The organism is Desulfosporosinus fructosivorans (genome assembly GCF_004766045.1).
In the GTDB taxonomy this organism is placed as follows: Bacteria; Bacillota; Desulfitobacteriia; order Desulfitobacteriales; family Desulfitobacteriaceae; genus Desulfosporosinus; species Desulfosporosinus fructosivorans.
Genome location: NZ_SPQQ01000030.1, coordinates 1 through 19202, shown reverse-complemented (window position 1 = coordinate 19202; position 19202 = coordinate 1). Strand labels below are relative to the sequence as shown.

Annotated in this window: 14 protein-coding genes, 11 pseudogenes and 1 riboswitch; of the genes and pseudogenes, 6 read left to right on the top strand and 19 right to left on the bottom strand. The window is 40.4% G+C overall.

Going from position 1 to position 19202, the window contains the following annotated elements; translation table 11 throughout:
- Nucleotides 1–231 precede the first annotated feature (231 nt).
- From E4K67_RS29030 to E4K67_RS31755, 13 genes and pseudogenes are all read right to left on the bottom strand, one after another.
- A pseudogene (locus E4K67_RS29030) lies at nucleotides 232–1688 on the bottom strand (IS5 family transposase).
- A 108-nt stretch (nucleotides 1689–1796) separates the two neighbouring features.
- On the bottom strand, nucleotides 1797–2090 hold the full coding sequence (locus E4K67_RS29025) for an FCD domain-containing protein (RefSeq protein WP_135553129.1): 294 nt from the start codon (nucleotides 2088–2090) through the stop codon (nucleotides 1797–1799).
- 47 nt (nucleotides 2091–2137) lie between these two features.
- The gene (locus E4K67_RS29020) at nucleotides 2138–3412 is read right to left on the bottom strand and encodes an ABC transporter permease (RefSeq protein WP_135553127.1); all 1275 of its coding nucleotides are present in this window, start codon (nucleotides 3410–3412) and stop codon (nucleotides 2138–2140) included.
- A 19-nt stretch (nucleotides 3413–3431) separates the two neighbouring features.
- On the bottom strand, nucleotides 3432–4133 hold the full coding sequence (locus E4K67_RS29015) for an ABC transporter ATP-binding protein (protein WP_135553125.1): 702 nt from the start codon (nucleotides 4131–4133) through the stop codon (nucleotides 3432–3434).
- A gap of 11 nt (nucleotides 4134–4144) precedes the next feature.
- Complete coding sequence (locus E4K67_RS29010; RefSeq protein ID WP_135553123.1) at nucleotides 4145–5380, bottom strand: efflux RND transporter periplasmic adaptor subunit; 1236 nt, start codon at nucleotides 5378–5380, stop codon at nucleotides 4145–4147.
- Nucleotides 5381–5393: 13 nt separating this feature from the next.
- Nucleotides 5394–5765, bottom strand: a complete 372-nt coding sequence (locus tag E4K67_RS29005; RefSeq protein WP_135553121.1) for an adenine nucleotide alpha hydrolase family protein — start codon at nucleotides 5763–5765, stop codon at nucleotides 5394–5396.
- Nucleotides 5766–5944: 179 nt separating this feature from the next.
- Entirely contained in the window at nucleotides 5945–7696 is a 1752-nt protein-coding gene (locus E4K67_RS29000; protein WP_135553119.1) for a sensor histidine kinase, read from the bottom strand.
- Between the two features lie 27 nt (nucleotides 7697–7723).
- Entirely contained in the window at nucleotides 7724–8416 is a 693-nt protein-coding gene (locus tag E4K67_RS28995; protein WP_135553117.1) for a response regulator transcription factor, read from the bottom strand.
- Between the two features lie 254 nt (nucleotides 8417–8670).
- Nucleotides 8671–9100, bottom strand: a pseudogene (tnpA, locus tag E4K67_RS28985) (IS200/IS605 family transposase).
- A 516-nt stretch (nucleotides 9101–9616) separates the two neighbouring features.
- Complete coding sequence (locus tag E4K67_RS28980) at nucleotides 9617–9889, bottom strand: DUF2326 domain-containing protein (protein WP_243454686.1); 273 nt, start codon at nucleotides 9887–9889, stop codon at nucleotides 9617–9619.
- An 848-nt stretch (nucleotides 9890–10737) separates the two neighbouring features.
- A pseudogene (locus E4K67_RS28975) lies at nucleotides 10738–11092 on the bottom strand (cupin domain-containing protein); the annotation flags it as partial.
- Between the two features lie 128 nt (nucleotides 11093–11220).
- Entirely contained in the window at nucleotides 11221–11358 is a 138-nt protein-coding gene (locus E4K67_RS31760) for a helix-turn-helix domain-containing protein (protein WP_476728675.1), read from the bottom strand.
- Nucleotides 11359–11388: 30 nt separating this feature from the next.
- Nucleotides 11389–11931, bottom strand: a pseudogene (locus E4K67_RS31755) (sigma 54-interacting transcriptional regulator); the annotation flags it as partial.
- A gap of 12 nt (nucleotides 11932–11943) precedes the next feature.
- Here E4K67_RS31755 and E4K67_RS28965 point away from each other — a divergent pair.
- A pseudogene (locus tag E4K67_RS28965) lies at nucleotides 11944–12210 on the top strand (transposase); the annotation flags it as partial.
- Nucleotides 12211–12474: 264 nt separating this feature from the next.
- A riboswitch (cyclic di-GMP riboswitch) is annotated at nucleotides 12475–12566 on the bottom strand.
- Nucleotides 12567–12887: 321 nt separating this feature from the next.
- On the opposite strand, the gene E4K67_RS28960 reads toward E4K67_RS28965, so the two are convergent.
- On the bottom strand, nucleotides 12888–13547 hold the full coding sequence (locus E4K67_RS28960; protein WP_135553109.1) for a flavodoxin family protein: 660 nt from the start codon (nucleotides 13545–13547) through the stop codon (nucleotides 12888–12890).
- Nucleotides 13548–13603: 56 nt separating this feature from the next.
- Here E4K67_RS28960 and E4K67_RS28955 point away from each other — a divergent pair.
- Nucleotides 13604–14050, top strand: a pseudogene (locus E4K67_RS28955) (FAD-dependent oxidoreductase); the annotation flags it as partial.
- A gap of 216 nt (nucleotides 14051–14266) precedes the next feature.
- Here the strand turns inward: E4K67_RS28955 and E4K67_RS28945 are convergent.
- On the bottom strand, nucleotides 14267–15007 hold the full coding sequence (locus E4K67_RS28945) for an SDR family oxidoreductase (protein WP_243454684.1): 741 nt from the start codon (nucleotides 15005–15007) through the stop codon (nucleotides 14267–14269).
- 153 nt (nucleotides 15008–15160) lie between these two features.
- On the opposite strand from E4K67_RS28945, the gene E4K67_RS28940 reads away from it, so the two are divergent.
- Complete coding sequence (locus tag E4K67_RS28940; RefSeq protein ID WP_135553107.1) at nucleotides 15161–16099, top strand: AraC family transcriptional regulator; 939 nt, start codon at nucleotides 15161–15163, stop codon at nucleotides 16097–16099.
- A gap of 191 nt (nucleotides 16100–16290) precedes the next feature.
- Here the strand turns inward: E4K67_RS28940 and E4K67_RS28935 are convergent.
- Both E4K67_RS28935 and E4K67_RS28930 read right to left on the bottom strand, forming a co-directional pair.
- Nucleotides 16291–16560: pseudogene (locus E4K67_RS28935) on the bottom strand (helix-turn-helix domain-containing protein).
- Nucleotides 16561–16564: 4 nt separating this feature from the next.
- Nucleotides 16565–17182: pseudogene (locus E4K67_RS28930) on the bottom strand (type IV secretory system conjugative DNA transfer family protein); the annotation flags it as partial.
- Nucleotides 17183–17223: 41 nt separating this feature from the next.
- Between E4K67_RS28930 and E4K67_RS31265 the strand changes: the two are divergent.
- The gene (locus tag E4K67_RS31265) at nucleotides 17224–17352 is read left to right on the top strand and encodes a hypothetical protein (protein WP_274594925.1); all 129 of its coding nucleotides are present in this window, start codon (nucleotides 17224–17226) and stop codon (nucleotides 17350–17352) included.
- Nucleotides 17353–17556: 204 nt separating this feature from the next.
- Here the strand turns inward: E4K67_RS31265 and E4K67_RS28925 are convergent.
- Nucleotides 17557–17787: pseudogene (locus E4K67_RS28925) on the bottom strand (23S rRNA (uracil(1939)-C(5))-methyltransferase RlmD); the annotation flags it as partial.
- Nucleotides 17788–17862: 75 nt separating this feature from the next.
- Here E4K67_RS28925 and E4K67_RS28920 point away from each other — a divergent pair.
- A complete protein-coding gene (locus E4K67_RS28920) occupies nucleotides 17863–18579 on the top strand; it encodes a response regulator transcription factor (RefSeq protein ID WP_135553103.1) in 717 nt (238 codons plus the stop codon).
- A pseudogene (locus E4K67_RS28915) lies at nucleotides 18579–19034 on the top strand (histidine kinase dimerization/phospho-acceptor domain-containing protein); the annotation flags it as partial. The gene E4K67_RS28920 and the pseudogene E4K67_RS28915, both read left to right, overlap by 1 nt.
- Here E4K67_RS28915 and E4K67_RS30965 read toward each other — a convergent pair.
- Nucleotides 19035–19202, bottom strand: a pseudogene (locus tag E4K67_RS30965) (UDP-N-acetylglucosamine--LPS N-acetylglucosamine transferase); the annotation flags it as partial. It lies immediately after the preceding pseudogene.

Genomic DNA, 19202 nt, shown 5'->3' with positions numbered 1-19202 from the left:
AATTTCCTCATACATTCCAATTCAACACCTTTTCTTTACTATTACAATACCAAGTTTACAAAATGCTTCTAAATTAGAAGATGATAATATCTAAACAATTTCTAAACAGTTCCTAAACTATTCTTGCGTAAAAAAAACATGCAGACGTTAAGCCGCTGCATGGGTTTAAAATATAGGTTTCACGTGAACTACGTCATTTGACTTCAATGGAGTTTTTTATAATAAAAATTTTTAAACCATTTCATAATCAGCCTGTCTAAAAATAGTCTGAACCCATCTCAATACAAAAATGTAAAAAGGGTAAAAAAGAACCCTGAGCCGATGCTCCAAGTTCATGACAATAAATTGCAGCACAATTACACTTTCAGACGTCTCTTTTAAATGCGCCATGATACGGGCTAACCCATACCTTCGCTTACCTACTCCGAATCCGCTTTCAACTGCATTGCGCTCACCCATGTCTTGAAGTTCAACTCGTTCCATGTTTCTTGTTTCTCCGGCTTTCGGGCGTCCCAGACGCGGTCCACTTAAGCGAATACCCTCTTTTTTACAGAAAGCTCGGTTATTACGGTTACGATAGATTTGGTCTGCTAAAACGGCTTCGGGATAATATCCAAATCGCTTTTTGTAGTCTTCGACGGCCTGCTGCAAGTTAACACTTTCATTAAAGGGGTCCCAACTGAGCTCATCCACATACATGTAGCCATTAACCATGCTGATGGCAACTTTAGCCCCAAATTCTGTTGCGGCCGTAGCTTTGCCCCGTACGATTGGACGAATATGGGGTTGACTAATGCTCACAATCCGATGATCTACTTGATGTCTTTTCAAGGTGTACATGGTTCTCTGTTGTTGGTAAAGAGTGCGGATAGTTTCCAAGTGTTTGGTTTGACGTTGACTTAAGGAACCATGGCCCTCAAAGCTTAACAGATGATCAATGGTCTTTAAGTTTCTTCCCACATATCCAAGCTGTTTGCCGATAGCTTTACGAATGACCTTCTTATGCGGCTTCCGCTGTTTAGCGATAGCCAGGTATTGTTTGCGAGCTTTTTGCGATAAGTACGAGGTTTCTTCTTGAGCCCTAGGTTGACATGGTACAAAGTATCGATCATCTCTTCTGTCTTTTCTCTCGATTCATTCAGCAAAGAAAGATCCGTTGGATAGCGAACATCTGCTGGCGCACACGTTGCATCGAGAAGCAGATTTCCTTTGTGAGTTGGTTTCTTCGTGGGTTCCGGGCTTTCATCCTGACTACCGCCCGAAACAGGTGGTTCCCCTAGATCTTTAGGATCTTTGGAGTACGTGTTTTCGGTTTTAGCCTCAACTTCAGGTTCAGCCTCAATTTTGGCTTCAGCTTGTGAATCCTGCTGACAAATCAGTTCGTTGATGGCGATCATGGTCTCTTTATCTAAGCGCTTACGAAAATGAACCATCAGTGATGGGTCAAAAGGATCTTTTCGATCAGAAAAGCTACACTTTTCTTTGATAAGAAGCGATCCCAGCGCCATTCGAAGGGGTTTAGCTTCGGTCCCTGTATCCGATGGGAAAAGCAAAGCGTATTTCTTTTCGATCTCATCCCAAGGAATAAGCTTAGATAACTTAACCCAGCGATTTTCAGGATTGAGTTTTCCATCGAAGGGCAAGACGAAATCTTCTATTTTAATTTGACCATTAGGCAAACGGTACATGGTGATCCTCCTAGTGCAAGGTTTTTAAGCTTTTTCTCGATATTTCCTTGCATTAGAATTCGACAAAAAGACCCTAGAAACCTTGTTGTTGCTGGATTTCTTGGTTATTCAGCAAGCCCTAATTAGACTTTCGATATGATCTACCATAGACTTTTCCCTTTGCTCTGAATCCCTAGCTCTTATCCCTTTCATTATCTCTCCATGACAAACAACCAATTTCCCACCAACCTGTTTATGTACATGCTCAAGAATGGGGGATAGCTGAGCATTATACTGGATTAAATCAAGAGCAACTTCGAGGACTTTATTCTTCTCAGCCACTGCTATTATTTTATGGAATATGTTGTCAGATTCGGTTGCTAGTAAATCATCTGAAATATACTTTTCCTGTTCCGCAAGCATATCGTCAATGACCTAATCTCTTGACAAATTAACTGTTTACTGCCAGTTTATTCATACCTCAAGGCATCAATAGGATCCATTTTCGCAGCTTTGTTGGCAGGGTAATAGCCAAAGAATATTCCAATCATCATTGTCAATGAAACGCTGATCAGAATAATTGTTGCGGAGACTTTTGCCGGATATCCAAGTAACATCGACCCAAGATAGCCCAAAAGCAATCCTAAAATTATCCCAATAACTCCACCTATTAAGCAAATAATTACCGCCTCAACCATAAATTGCAATTTGATAGAAGCGTTTCTGGCACCGAGAGCTTTTCTTGTACCAATTTCACGTGTACGCTCTGTAACAGATACCAGCATTATGTTCATTACACCAATTCCACCCACCATTAACGATATAGCAGCTATCGCAGCCACGGCAAGCTGAACACTTCCCAAAATAGAACTAAAGCTTGAAATGGTACTTTCCATGTTCGTAACTCCAGCTTCCCACTTTTTGTTGTTTAAATACATCTTATCAAAATAGGTTTTTATATCGTTGGTAAAGGTTGTTGTATCCTCCCCTGTTTTTGTAACAACTGTTAGCGTCTGATAGTTTTTAGTTGTTGCATCTTGCATTGCCAAAGTTACAGGTATATATAAATTTGTTTTTTTGTCTTTTTCAGAGGAAGAACTTGCATCGTCAAACAAAGAGGTTGTGTATTTATATACTCCTATAATTGTATAGGTATCTATTTTGTCAGCGTAATATATTTTAATCTCCTGTCCCAATGGCTCCTTACCCTGAGGAAACATGTTATTAACTAATTTATCGGACACCACGGCTACCTTTTTCGCGGTTTTTATATCTTTATCATTTATGAACCTACCCGAGTTTAATTTAACATTACTTGCCTTTTGATATCCGTCATTAACTCCCATGACGACTACATTGGCATATAGTCTTCCGTCCTGTCCCTTGCCGAATCCGCTCGCATACGACAAGCTAATTGTATCAATTCTGTCAGTGAATCGTGCTTTAAAGGTCTCAATTGCCTCGTCAGACAAAAGATCGTTTTCCGAAGGTATTCCGGCAGTGACTCTTTGATCAGAAGGTCCAACTGAATCGTCAGCTCCCCGTTCTCTTATATTAATCGTTATTGAATTTCCACCCATATCCTTCAGGCTTGAATTAATTGAAGCCGTAAGCGAGTTTCCCACATTTACTATGGCAATAACTGATGCAATTCCGATTATTATACCAAGCATTGTCAAAATTGCTCTCATTTTATTTGCTTTTAATCCTGCAAGTGCAAGTAATATATTTTCTGTGATGTTCATACTTTATCCCTCCCCCGGTTTAAAGATTGGCATTGATTTTTTCATTCAGAATATATCCGTCTTTTATTGTTACTATTCTTTGCGTCTGTTCAGCAAGTTCATTGTTATGAGTTATCAATATAATAGTTGTTCCCTTTGTCTTATGAATTTTATGGAATATGTTCATAACCATTTCACCTGTTTCTGAATCCAATGATCCGGTTGGCTCATCTAACAGTACAATTGCCGGGTCATTGGAAAGGGCTCTTGCTATCGCAACACGCTGTTTTTGTCCGCCTGAAAGTTCATTAGGCAAGTGATGAATTCTATCCTCCATGCCTACCAGTTCTAGCAGTTGTTCGGCTTTTTCCCTTCTCGCCTTCCTGCCTACCCCTGCATAAAGCATCGGGAGCTCAACATTTTTCAATGCTGAGTTTCTCGCTATAAGATTGAAAGTCTGAAAAACAAAGCCTATCATTGTATTTCTTGTATCTGAAAGATCATTGTCCGTCATATCCTGAATAGGATTACCATCTAGTACATATTCGCCTAAAGTAGGTCTGTCCAATGCACCGATTATATTCATCAGAGTGCTTTTACCAGAGCCTGAAGCCCCAACTATCGAAATGAACTCACCTTTTTTGACACTCAAGGATACATTTTTTAAAATCTGCAACTCATTAGGCGTACCTATATAAAATTTCTTTTCAACATTTCTTACATCAATAATTGATTCGTTCATTATTACCCCTCCTATTGGGTTACTGTTTGCAGATCAACGATATCTCCGTCCTTTACACCTGTGACATCATTAATTATTTCAGTACCATCAGTTAATTCTTCGCCCGATATTTCTGTATACAAATCAGTTTCCAATCCGGTACTGACGATGAGTTCCTTAACCATCTTTTTCCCATTTACGCTAGCAATGGCATAAACAACATCCTGATTATTTGAATTTTTCGTTATGGCCTCATAGGGCACGGCGTAGACATTGCTTTTTTTGTCTAATATTATGTTGAGGCGTGCATTCATGCCAATTTTTAAACCTGGATTTTTATCTATAACATCAACTCTTGTTTCAAAGATAACATTACTGGATGTGTTGCTTTTCCCTGCGGCATCCTTAGTTGAAGACGGTGAAATGCTTACTATCCTGCCATTTATTATTTTATCGCCGGTAGCATCCGATTTTATATATACTATTTGTTCAGGATTGACTTTCCCCATATCGTATTCTTTAACATTCGTGGTAACCTTCAGGTTATCTGTATCCTCAACAACGAAAAGCAGTCCATTCTCAATAGCACCAACTACGGCATATATTGATGTCACCGTGCCCGTTATCGGAGCTTTGATAACTGAATCAGCAAGATCTTTTTCCAACTTCTGTAGTGCAATTTTGTTTGTATTCAGGTCCTGATTAGCTTTTATCTTTGTGGAATTATAGGCTGAAAATAATTTGTCATAATTAATTTGTGCTGTTTTATAATCTGTTTCAGCCTTATCCAGATCATTTTGGGATACTGCTCCGGCGTCAAAAAGCACCTTGTCAATTTCATAGGATTTCTTTTTATTTTCCAGCTCTATCTCTGCAGACTGAAGGTTTGCCTGCGAATCTGCTAATTCAGAGTTGGTTTCGCTGTTTAAAAGCACACTTCTCTGCTGTTCAATATCAAGTGCTAGTGTTGATGTGTCTAGAATTGCCAGAGTTTCGCCGGCAGTTACCTTTTCACCCAACTTAGCGTTTATTATCTTTACGGGATAATTCAGGGTTGAATAAACATTTCTCGAATTGATGCTTTCAAAGGTTCCAGATGCGCTAATGCTATTTATCAAATCTTTTTTTGAAAGGGTAGTATATCCTGATACTTTAACGCCTTTATTTCCACTCAAACTAATTCCAAAATAAACTGCTGCTAAAACTGCTGCTAATATCACTGATACAATAACCACTTTTTTCTTGTTCGTCATTATATTTTTCATCATGTGCTCCTATCTTTCATTTAGTAACAATCATCAAAGGCATATCTGGAAACGCATTGTGTAACTCATAAACGAAGTTTCCCTTTTCCATTTTTTCAGGTTTTCCTACAATCAAATGCTCTATTTCGTTACGTTTGAGATAATCCAATGCTACATTAATAACGATTTCTCCCCAGTACACTTGCATATCGGCATTAAGGGCTTTACAAATACTGAATAATCGTTTTAGTGCGGTATCTTCTATATTCTTCGAATCCTTACCACCCAGAATACTAAGGACTCTTAGATTATAATTTTGAGCACTTGAAAGTTTATAGCCTTCTCTTATAAGCTTTTCACAACTACTTTGGTTTGTAACGAGAACTAAGACTACCTTGCCTTGTAGCATCTTTTCCGCCTCCTTCTCTGTTTTCTAAGTTTATTCTGGCATTACATTGTGGCTGAAATATGGCAGAAATAAGAACGATTGTGTCAAGAAATATAAAATGGTATTGAAGCTTGATATAATATAAGCCTCAATACCATTTCTATAGGGTATATTTGTTTAACTATTCTTCGCAGTTTTGTCTATATGTCAGACAACGTGAAGGCGAACTTACTTCCCTTTCCGAGTTCGCTTTCCACAGTAATCTTTTCACCTAACTTCTGAATTATTTCATAGGCAATAGCAAGGCCTAATCCCGACCCTTGGGTTGCATGCGCCTTGTCGCATTTGTAGAACCTTTCAAATATATGGGGAAGATCTTCTGTAGATATTCCTATCCCGGTATCTGATACTGCTATCAATATAGATTTTTCGTGCAAAGCTGTACAAAGTGAGATGCTTCCTCCTGAAGGGGTATACTTTATGGCATTATCAAGCAGAATGATAAGAATTTCCTCAACAAAATCCTGATTACTAGTTATCAATAAATCCTCAGGTAATTGTGAAAATGAAAATTCTATTTCCTTTTCCTTTGCTAAAGGGAAATATTGCTCTGCCAGATTTTCTATAACCTCGTTTAAAAGGAATTTAGCTTTTTTAGCAGGAATAGCATCTGTCTGCAACCTTGACAAGGTCAATAAATCGTTAATAAGTCTAGAAAGCCTCATTGTCTCATGCATCATAAGGCTATAATATCTTTTTTTCGTTCCCTCGTCGGGAATCATATCGTCAATGAGTGTCTCAAGTAATGCCCTTAATGCCGAAATAGGAGTTCTTAGCTCATGAGACACATTTGCCACATAATCGTGTCTTGTCTGCTCCAATCTCTCAGCTAAGGTTATATCCTGAAACAAACCCACGGCTCCTACTATTTTTAGTGTTTCGTCCGCTATCGGACTCATTGTTACCCGAAGAGTGGTTTTCTCCCATTCGATATTCCTAGCAATTGTATAGCCTAAGGCAAGCACTGTATCAAAGTCTTCTCCAAGCTCTTGTATGGGAAGAATATCAGCTAGTTTGTCTCCGTTTCTTTCAGCAAAAATTTGATGGATTGCAGGATTTGCATGGGTTATAGTATTTTCAGGGTCAATAGCAATTATACCCTCCGACAACCCGTCAATAGTCTGTTTTAGGCGATTTCGTTCTACTTCAAGAACTGAAATAGTTTGGGCTAATCTTTCAGATAGGTAATTTAATGAGTATCCCAGTTCTCCTATTTCATCTTTATGGTCTTCATTCGCTTTAATCTCTAAGTTCCCATGAGCCATGCTAATTGCTACATTCTGCATTTGTTTTAATGGATTAACTATGCGCCTCGTAAGTTGATATACCGGATAAATTATAAGAAGTAATACACCCAGAGTACTTAACACAAGAGCTCTCGTAATACCTAAAAAAGCTGTAATTTGTTCACTGGGCGGTGTTGCAACAAATACTGCTCCTGTTATCTTGCCATCATTTATTATTGGCAAACCCACTACCGGAATTGTATTCTTATTATCTACAATGTTATTTCCGGATAAAACTGATGTGAGATAACCTCTGAAAACCTTATCTGCCTCAGGCTCCATTCTCGAATTGTCCATCATTAAAAGTAGTCCATAATTCTTTATAATTAAATTGCCATTTGTATCATAAATATACGTGGCGTTATTCCAGATTGTATTATAAATTCCCAACTGTTTATCGAATTCAGTCTTATTAAATGCTCCCTGCTGATATCTAATCATCAAATCGGCGATTACCTTGGCCCGAGGCTTTAGTTCCTGTACCTGAAGGTCGTCAAACATATTATTAATGAAGTATGTAGATATTACTAGACTCAGTACTCCATATAGGACAATTGTTCCAATTACTAGCTTCAATATTCTTCGCAGAAATATGTTCTTTTTCATACTGCCTCCAAATCACATAAAATCACATCATTGCTTTATATCAAATTTATATCCTACTCCGTAAATACTTTTTATGCTCCACTTCATGTTATCACAGACCAATTTCTGACGAATACGTTTAATTTGAGTATCAACACTCCTAGTATCTCCATAAAATTCTGCTCCCCATATATTTTCAATAATTTGCTCCCTACCAAAAACCTGCCCAATATGAGACGCCAGAAAGTATGCAATTTCCACCTCTTTTGGCGTACAACGTACAAACTTGCCTTCAACATATACTTCATAGGTTGCCAGATTTATCTCCAGGCCATCATAACGCAGTACCGGATTCTTTTCGATATTTCGAGGTGATTTACGCCTTAATACTGTTTTTACCCTCGCCACAACTTCACGAGGGCTAAAGGGCTTAACAATATAATCATCCGCACCAAGTTCAAGACCTAAAATTTTATCTATCTCCTCACCTTTTGCAGTGAGCATGATTATTGGAACATCTGTGGTTTTACGGAGAGTACTGCAAACCTCAATGCCATTTTTTTTAGGCATCATCAGGTCCAGAATTATTAAATCCGGTATTAGCTCATAGGCTTTCTTAAGAGCCTCTTCACCATCAAATGCCGACGAATAGCTAAATCCCTCTGCTTTTAAATATGCAATTATTGTTTCATGAACAATGATTTGATCATCACAAATAAGAATATGTTGAATTTTACTCAATTTGAAATTCACCTCGCAGTGCTTTTTGTGTTTGAAAATCAGTTAGCGTTTTTAATTAAGCTTTGTCCAGTTAAGAGGTCTTTTGCTTATAATAATGTAACGAGGGACAGAGGTGATTCAGTGGCAGCTATAGTATTTCAAACCAACAAAGAAACGGGTATTACATATGCATATGAGTCTGTTTCTTACTGGGATAAGGAGAAACAGCAATCCCGTGCCATGAGAAAACTTATTGGTAAACCCCTAAAGGGGTTTTATGGTTGCTGTTTCACGTTATCTTCGATCCGATCCGCTTCAACCTGATTTTTGATATACTTTTTTATCTCTTCCTCATTCAGCCCTACCGTATTGACATAATACCCTTTCGCCCAAAAATGTCGATTGCCTTTCTGCCTAAACTCTGGGTGTCTATCAGATATCATCAATGCGCTTTTTCCTTTTAGGTATCCCATAAATTCGGACACACTTAGCTCGGGTGCTATTTTCACACATAAATGCACATGATCGATACAGACACTTCCTTCTACAATCGCAACCCCTTTTACTCACACAGTTTTTTGATGATCTCTCGGATATCGCTTCTAAGTTCCCCGCACATCACTTTTCGTCTGTATTTGGGAATGAATACGATGTGGTACGTGCAATCCATTTCGTATGTGATAAACTCGAAATGTCCGTTTGGATGCCCTCCTCTGCTGCTGACTTTGGCTTGCGAAACCTTTGTCAGTATAGCAGATGAGGGCTGTTTTATCATGTTCATCGGTACTTCCTATTCGGATCTCCCACGCATAGCGTGGGGTTTAATCTTGAATTATACGGCAGAATAATCTGTAGGATAATCGGCATTCCAGTTATGCCATCTATATTTTTGCCCTTTTTTCGGTCAAAAATCGCAGTTTTTGACCCCATTTTTCGCTCCAAAACCACTACATATAGTGGTTGACCTGTCTCATTTACCCTTAGAACCATTATTCGTCATCATTATTATACACTCTACGTGCCTCGAGTTGACAAAAATGATGTCATAAAGACCCAGTGGTTCCTTGGCGGAAGGTTGGCTTTCTTTAAAATCAGTTCTTGAAGTGCAAAACCGCCCAATGTGCTATTTGACATACTGGCGGTTTCTAAAATCATACTAACAGTTTTCTTCCATTTTAAACAGCTTGCTATCCTGAGATAATTCAACAACAACGTTTGATTTTACAATAAACCTTCTGGTAACTTATCTTTAAGAATTGAAATAACCAATTGAATTTCTTTATCCCTTACATATTCTGCTACTCGATTCAGCTGATTGTCATGCATCAACTCTTTTTTATCGTTTAAAAGAAAATGTAAGCATGGCAAATTCTCTTCGTCTGCAAATGCAATATAGGCCAAATCAAAGCACAGGATTTCTCCCTGTTTTTTACCTGAACTCATGTTAAGGTTGAACGAACTGAACTGATAGACTTGCTGTCCCTTTTTGTTAATTACTTTATCGTACGTTAATGCATACTTTTCTCCGTATAGCCCGTTTGATATATATAGTTGACATAGAATAACTTAATCTTATCAAGACTCACAGGCTTTTCACCCTAAAACGGTTCAATTCGAGTATTCACCTTTTTCGACAGATTACAACCGATTCTGTATGCCTTGAGGATACAAAAAAGATGACGCTTGAAGCTGGTTAGGCCTTGGCGGCAAGGTAATGTTCGGAGCATAATTTTCATTTATTAAGTGACTTTTTCACATTAATTTGAGATGGCCTCTTTGAACGCTACTTTTTCATAATCCCCTAATGGCCACCACTTGCGTGGCATATTATACTAGACTGGAGTGTGCAACCACTACAATCTATTTTATGGGTTCTTCACCCGAGCATCATAAAATTGTTACATTTATGATTGTGGCATATTGTTTTGCTTTTCGGACTTTTTGCTTTCTTTTTTCTTTTTATTGCTCTTATCACTCATCTTTTAATCCCTCCAATACACGTTTTACTTTAGTATTCCCAATATGATGTGAATTACAATTTTGTTGCATTTTCATAATCGTTAATTTCGGGGAAATTCTGATTATCCTCAACTATGTAATTTTTTAACCTTGCGGTAGATTTATTGCCCTGTAAATGATTTGTATATAATCTTCGTCTTAATTTTCTACCAGAAAGGGGGTCTTTTAACCCGGCAGTCATGACTCCCCACAGCTCTCCGTCGACGATTAGAAAATACACCCGTACCTGTCTAGTTTATGTTCAAGGAAAAATATCAAACAACAGCTTATTCTCCTTAGTTCGGCGGTCTATCTACTTACTCATTTTGATCTATTTTAGTCTACTATAATTCTTCATCCGTTACCGGTTCCAACCATTCATTGCTTGAACCTTCCGTAGGAACTGATAAAGGACAGATGTGCAAATGCTTCATCACTCACTGCTCCATGCCAATGTTTAATTTCCGGTGCGATATACACTACATCACCGCTTTTTAAAAGCCGGGCATCTTTCCCATACTCCTGATACCAGCCACGTCCACCCACACTGATCAGTATCTGTCCGCAGCCATGATGGATATGCCAATTGTTACGGCATCCCGGCTCAAAGGTAACATTAAAAATGCCTATTTCCTTGTCATTTAAGAGGCTTAAATAGCTCTTTCCAATAAAATATGGTGCAAATGCTACATTTTCATCGTCTTAATGATCTCTTCATCGACTTTAAGGGTATTTTTATTAAAAATCAAAATCATTCTAAAAGTTACGTATTACAAAAAACTGATCGCAATATCACACGATCAGCCTGTAAGCCTTATATTTGATTTTCAGAAACTTATATCATAAAGTTTTAATCTACTATACAAAGTATTTCTGCTCACACCTAACTTTTGGGACGTTTTGTAAATATTACCATTATAAAGACGTAGCGTTTTTTCAATTGTTTCTTTTTCCTGTAGTTCCAAAGGGTTCAGTGTATCAGTAGCTACCGGTTTGGTTTTGGTGATTTTCTCTGGGAAATGCTTCGTTGTCAATACAGAATCTCGCGATAAAACAACTGCCCTTTCAATATAATTTTGCAATTCACGCACATTACCGGGCCAATCGTAGGTCAATAAACTCTCAAGTAACTCGCTATCAATTTTCGGGATAGGCTTTCCATTCTTTTTGCAAATATCCCTGAGAAGATGATAAAGCAGAATGGGGATATCTTCCCGACGTTCGTGTAAAGAAGGTATTTTGATAATAACGATTCCCAAACGATAATATAAGTCCAGTCTAAAATGACCTTCACTTACTAGTTTTTCAAGGGGTTGGTTCGATGCAGCGATAATTCGGACATTTACAGGGATAGGTTTAGCTCCCCCTACCCGGAGAATTTCATCTTGTTGAAGCACTCGCAGAATTTTAGATTGCATTTCTAGAGGCATACTATTAATCTCATCAAGAAATAAAGTTCCGCCATCTGCAAGTTCAAACTTACCGGGGTTTCCGCCTCTGCGTGCACCGGTAAAAGCTCCATCCGTATAACCAAAGAGTTCACTTTCGACAGGATATTTAAGAAGAAACTAGACGATGCAGGAATGACACAAAGCATGTCAAGGGTATCCCGGTGTATTGATAATGGCCCTATGGAATCATTCTGGGGAATGATGAAATCCGAAATGTATTATCTTAACAAATTCAATACGTATGATGAACTGGAAGCTGCAATTGTAGAATACATAGATTATTACAATAATCACCGATATCAGAAGAGATTAAACTGTATGAGCCCTTTGGAGTACCGGCAATTCCTTAATAATTCAGCAGCATAAAAAATGACACCAATCATTATAAAATGATTGGTGTAAGATTATTGTGACCCCAGATTAGACTTTACATGGGGGCAGCGGATGCTACCCTAAATTAAGGAATGGGGCTTACCCAAGAGGAATTCTCCCAATGAGCCACAGCCCTTGACCCATTGTAGCATCCGATGTAGGGGCCCATGTCAAGTCTACCCCAGAGACATAAATTTTTCTTTATTTCCACTGTCTACTTGACAGGGAGCAGTTCAAAAGGGCAGGCTTTGTATGACTTCCGGCAACCAGGCTATCATAGCGCTTTAGGAAGCACCTTAGATCCTACGGCTTTGCGTCCCTGCCTTTTGGTAGGTTTGCCCTTGGTTCTATTGAGTTTTTACAGTATTATCCGATTTTAAATTATATTATAAAATCTATCTCTGGGACGCCTATGATATAAATTGGGAGAAAACTTCCTATAACGGCTCTGAAACAATTTGTTTTAGGGACAATGAGCTACTTTGGTATGTTCGATTAACCCTGCCTCTTCTACGATCAAGCTCGCATGCTTGCATTTGCATCTACATTTACATCTTCGTTTATTGAAGAAGTACCTACACGCGAGAAATATGCCACAAGAATTCTGGTATTCTTTACATCTGTCGATGCTTCCTTGAATAAATAATCTTGACAAAGGTCAGCATTAAGAATCAATTATTTGTTTTTTTACTTTGTACTAGCTTTTTGCCTAATTCAAATGCTTTTTTGCAATCCTGAGGAAAAACTTCTTCATGTCTTTGAGCTTTTTTCTCAGGATCAAACAAACGATTAACATACTTGGAATAGTCAGAAAATTGCTTTGTATCTGTTACATAGAGAGACTGAGTTGGACCATATATAATTGACATGAATTCCTCAGTATTTTTAAAGTGTTTTTCATAACCAAGTTTGTGAAGTTGTTCTTCATCTACATTCATTGTATAAATAAATGCACTTGGAATAGTTTTTTCTAACAAAGATTTTTCTGTTTCAGCATATACCAAATATTGAAATATCAATCTTTCTATGAAGGATCGAAAAGCACCTGTTACATCAGCTATATAAACAGGTGAGCCTAGTAACAAGGCATCAGCCTCTATTATTTTTTCAAAAAGCGGTGTCAAATCATCTTGTAATGCACATTTTCCATAACTTTTTCCTCCAGCAAGCTTACATGCGAAGCAGCTAATGCATCCTTTATAAGAAAGATCATATAGATTAATAATTTCTGTTTGGGCTCCTTCGGATTTAGCTCCTTCCAATGCGCTTTTCAGTAGAGTACCAGTATTCCAATCTTTTCTGGGGCTTCCGTTAATTGCTATAATTTTCATAATACCATTCCTTCCTTTTCTTTATTTTTGACTTTACAAGACAAATTGTATATTAGTTCCGCTTGCCGAAATCTATAGTTCAGGCAGAAATTGAAGGACTCAAAAAGTGCAGGGTTAACATTCAGCTAAATGCGGTTATCGGCAAAGTGGCCACGATCAATGAATTGTTGGCGGAACAATTCGACGCGGTTTTCATCGGCACCGGAGCAGGCCTTCCATATTTCATGAATATAAAAGGAGAAAATGCCTGCGGCGTCTATTCGGCCAACGAGTTTCTCACCCGTACAAATCTAATGAAGGCTTATACTTTCCTCGAATTTGATACGCCGCTCTATATTGGCAATACGGTCGCGGTCATCGATGGCGGCAACGTGGCCATGGACGCCGCCCGCACAGCCCTTCGGCTTGGTGCCCAAGAATCATACATAATTTACAGGCGTTCCGAGAAAGAGCTGCCGGCCAGACACGAAGAAGTTGAACACGCAAAAGAAGAGGGTGTACAATTATGCTCCACCGAATACTTTTGGACGGCCTCTACCTGTGGGGTGTTGCGCCCCGAAGTTTCGCGCATGCCTGCGTAAACGATGTTACCTGCATCGGCAAGCGCCCGTGCTGATAAAGCCCCGAAGCCGCTGGAAGCGCCTGTGATGACAACAATATTTTTCATGGTATAAAAATCCTCCTTTCGAGGGGTGAAGCTTAGAATGTTAAAAGTATACTCAGCCCAATCCACCGTTGGCAAAGAGCACCTGCCCATTGATCCAGCGAGCCGGACCTGCAAGGAAGGCAACCGTTTCCGCAATGTCTTCCGGTGTGCCAAGGCGCTCAAGCGGCGCAGCTTTGGAAAGATGTTCAATTGTGGTCTCATCCTTTCCGCTGAGGAACAGTGGAGTAGCGGTTGGTCCAGGAGCCACGGCATTTACAGTAATGTCTTTGCCTCGCAGTTCGCGAGCCAGTACCAAGGTCATGGCTTCCACAGCGCCCTTGCTCGCCGCATAAGCACCGTAGTTCGGGAATTGGAGACGGGTGACCGAAGTGGAGAAGTTGATGATCGCGCCGCCGCTGCGAACCCGCCGCGCTGCCTGCTGAGAAACCACGAAAGTACCTCGGATGTTGGTACGATGCATCCGATCGAGGTCGTCAAGATCCAGCGTTGCAATTGGTGAAAGTAACATAATACCGGCTGTATTGACCACAACGTCGATGCCGCCGAACGCCATTTCAACCGCATCAAACGCCGCTGACATGTCTTTTTCATCTGCCACGTCGCCGCCAACGGCTATTGCCTTGCCGCCCGCAGAGGTAATTGCGGAAACAGTCTCGTCAGCTTTGGACTTACTGCTGGCGTAATGCACTCCGACGGCGATTCCATCCCCTGCAAGGCGCTCAGCGACGGCGCGGCCAATGCCGCCCGAGCCTCCAGTGATCAGAGCAACGCGTACATTTGTATTGTTCATCATGAAAATTCCTCCTAAATTTTAAAATTGGTTGTTTTGCAAGTATATTATATTCCCTGAACTATCTTATACGGTAGCCTATTCTTTGCTTATCGTTGCCTAATTCTACAACTTATGATATAATTTTTATATAAGCAGACTGAGAAAGGAATTTTAATGGAAAGAGAAACCACAAATAATAAAATTATTGAATGCCAAAAAGAATTGGCTTCACTGATCAGCAAACATGCTTCTGCTGAGGGAAAACAACATACAATTATACCAACCCTGCAGTTGCTTCGTGCATCCAATGTATCGGAACACTTGCATTCCATCTACGAGCCATCCTTAATCGTGATTGCACAAGGCTCCAAAATTGTAATGCTGGGTGATGAAGCCTATCAATATGATGCCGCCTCCTATCTTGTATCCTCGGTTCATCTTCCTATCGTTGGACGGATTATAGAGGCTACTCCACAAAAGCCATATCTGTGTGTTCAGATCAATTTTCGTACCGATCAGATTTTGGATGTTGTGAAAGAAACTGACCAGATATGGACCGGCAAAACGGATTCGGGGAGAGGACTTGTGGTCAATAAAACCAATACCGCTTTATTGGATGCAGTTCTCAGGTTTGTACGCCTTTTGGATACCCCGCAGGACATTCATATGCTCTCTCCTTTGATTACCCGTGAAATTCTTTATCGGGTTTTGCAGGATGATCAGGGAAATGTCATCAAGCAATTTGCCATCAATGGCAGTCACTCCCATTCCATTGGGAAGATCATAAAACTCATTAATGATGATTTTGCTAAGCCGCTGCGTATTGAAGAATTGGCATCAAAAGCGAACATGAGCACTTCTTCTCTGCACAGCCAGTTTAAGCGGGTAACCGCCATGAGCCCTTTACAGTATCAGAAAATGATTAGGCTGCAGGAAGCACGGCGTTTGTTGCTGACCGATTCTTCTATGGACGCGGCAGATGTCGGATTTCAGGTAGGCTATGAAAGCCCTTCCCAATTCAGCCGGGAATATGCCCGCATGTTTGGGTTACCTCCGATCAGCGATGTAAAACAACTCAGAGATTCGCTGTCTTTAAACCTTTCTTTAATATGAGTATGACGCACTACATATCACTTAATGTGATATATCCTCTGAAAAGACAAAACAGGCGAAATTGATATTGTTCTTTTTCTGTCGTTAAAATTTCTTAGAGTGAGAAGTTCCCCTTCATGGTTCACTGTGAACCCTCCCATAGTCTATGTTGAGGGCAGACCTTCCCCTTGAAGGATGGTCTGCTTTTATGTCTAATCCGGCGATTTAGAAGTCAAAAAATACAGGTTGCTGCTCTTGCCACCGTTCCCCCTCCAACGCTGCTCCTTGCGAAGATAACCTGCTTTCTCCAAATCTGTAATCGCTCGCTTGACGGTACTACGGGATAGCTTCAGTTCTCTAGCGATAGTACCAATCGCCGGATAGCATTTTCTATCTTTATCGGCACGGTCATAGAGGTACATATAGACCAATTTTGCCCGGTGGGGTAATTCCTATGCGTAGATTGATGCAAAATAAGCCACAGCTTCACCTCCTTGGATGTTGCTTTTGCTCAAAGGGATCAAGGTTGATAGCAGCTGCCGGGGCGTGTATCATTCCTCCTGAAGCTGTCTGATTTGTTTCGACTTCCTCCGGAGGTACGTCATAAGCAGAATTGCGTCGGATGATTTCTTCCTCCACCTTGTGCTGGTCGGCATACTCAACTTTTCGAGCCGACTGCTCCTCGATCTCATACACCTTGCCGAAGGTGATTCCCCATTTTAGGAACAGTTTTAACCGAGTACGCATGGGATGTACGCCGGTCTTTGTGACAATAAAATGTCCCTTGGGCATGGATTTCAATTCATCAGGCGTCATCAGCGGACGTTCAATCATCTGCAGAGACTGGCTTGGATCATTTTTCCCACGGCTTACAGAACCGCTCATAATAGTCTGGCTGCCAAGAGACTTTGATAAAATCTGAGCCGATTCGCTGTTGGGTGCAAAACCGCCGAACACCGTATCCTGGCAGTTGTCGATAATAATGGCGGCGCCTTCCTTGCCGTAGTTCTCTTCCAACTGAGCAAAGGCTTGTATGATCGCTACTATGGATACCCGACGAGAGCGGCTGGCGCTGAACATCATCTCTGCAGACTCAATTTTGGGACCGCACATTCAGCTATAACTAATAGAAAGGAAAAATTACTATGGAAGATTGGGAAATCTCTGCAGAAAAAGCAGAAGAAATTTATGAAAAAAGACAACAACTTAAAGACTTAAAAAACTATCTCATAAAGTTAGATGTCAAACGAGATTTTGTCGACATTCACACATAAGTTATCTGTACAAATTCCTGTTTGTTTATATGTTCTATATTTATCATTTTATTGTCCAGCTATGGGAAATTCAAGCATGGACTCTGAAATACCAAATGTCATCTATGAAACGCCCCAAAAAACAGGGTCAAAAAATGCAGTTTTTGAGCCTAATTTTTGCTCATTTTTAGCTCCAAAACCACTACATATAGTGGTTGACTTGCCTCATTTGCCCTTGGAACCACTATTCGTCATCAGAATTACCGTCTCAACGTGCATCGTCCACGGGAACATATCCACCGGCTGTACGCTGTCAACTCTGTATCCGCCCTGATTTAGAACAGCGAGATCCCGAGCCAGGGTTCCTGGGTCGCAGGACACATAGATGATACGCTGGGGCTTCAGTTCAAGTAAGCGTTGCGTGACGATCGGATCCATTCCACTTCTGGGCGACTCAGAACATCATCCATCCCTTTCTTATGATATACTGAAGAAGTTATTACAATCAAAGTACACGGTAAAACCTAAACCATGCCAAACTTTAATAATCTTGTGCAGGAGGCGGGCGCAATTAAAACTATATTGATTATTGAAGATGATCTATCCTTAAGTAACGGCATATCCCTGGCCCTCAAAGACAGCGAATTTGCGTTTGTTCAAGCACAGGATTTGCGTTCCGCAGCGCAGAACATGGGGAACCTTTCTTTTGATTTGATTATTCTTGATATCAATCTGCCCGACGGAAACGGGCTCGATTTTCTGAAAAAGCTTCGCCAATCATCCGCTGTCCCCGTGATCATTCTGACCGCCAACGATCTGGAAACAGATGTGGTCTCCGGTCTGGAATTGGGAGCAGACGATTATATTACCAAACCCTTTAGCTTAATGATCTTACGGGCCAGGGTCAATGCTTGCTTAAGAAAAAGCAAGCCCGCTTCATCCGATACCCTGCAGATTGACAGCTTTCTGTTTTCCTTTGGCAGGATGGAGTTTTCCAAAAATGGTGTGCCCCTTGAACTCAGCAAAACCGAACAAAAGCTGCTCCGCATTTTGATCGAAAACAGAGGCAGCACCCTGACAAGGGCTCAATTGGTCGATTCAATTTGGACGAATGGTGCCGAATATGTGGACGAAAACGCCCTCTCGGTTACAATAAAACGATTACGCGACAAGTTGGAAGACACCCCATCCTCGCCTAAATATATCAAAACGATTTACGGTACCGGCTACACATGGGCGTTAAAGTAATGGACAAGTTGAATTTGATTTGGGTGATCGCTGCCGTTGCCGCCATTGCCGCCGCGCTTGCCACCGCCATAGTGGCGATTCTTCTTGAGCGCCGGAGAATGCGGCGGATGATGGATCAACTCAATACCATGCTGGACTGCGCGATAGACGGTGATTTTTCCGAGCGCTTGTTTGACGAATCCACTCTATCGGCCCTGGAAGCCAAAATGGCCCGGTTTTTGTCCTCCTGTGCAGTGTCCTCTAAAAACCTGACTAAGGAAAAGAATAAAATTAAAGGTCTGATTTCAGACATATCCCACCAGACCAAAACACCTATTGCCAACATTTTGCTTTACTCCCAGCTGCTGAGCGAACATGAATTGCCGGAAGATTGTGTCGTATGTGTAAAAGCCTTGTCTACGCAAGCTGAAAAGCTGAATTTCCTCATAAGAGCCCTGGTCAAAACTTCTCGCTTGCTTAGTAATGATCAAGTCGGAGACGGACATTAGTTCCTCTACGTTATGAACGTAACCTAACCGTACCATGGGGTTAAGTGATTGCTCGATAACCTCTCCTAAAGAATGATAAAGTCTTGTATTTTTACCACAAACAACAATAGTCTGGACTGGTTCAGGAGAATCTGC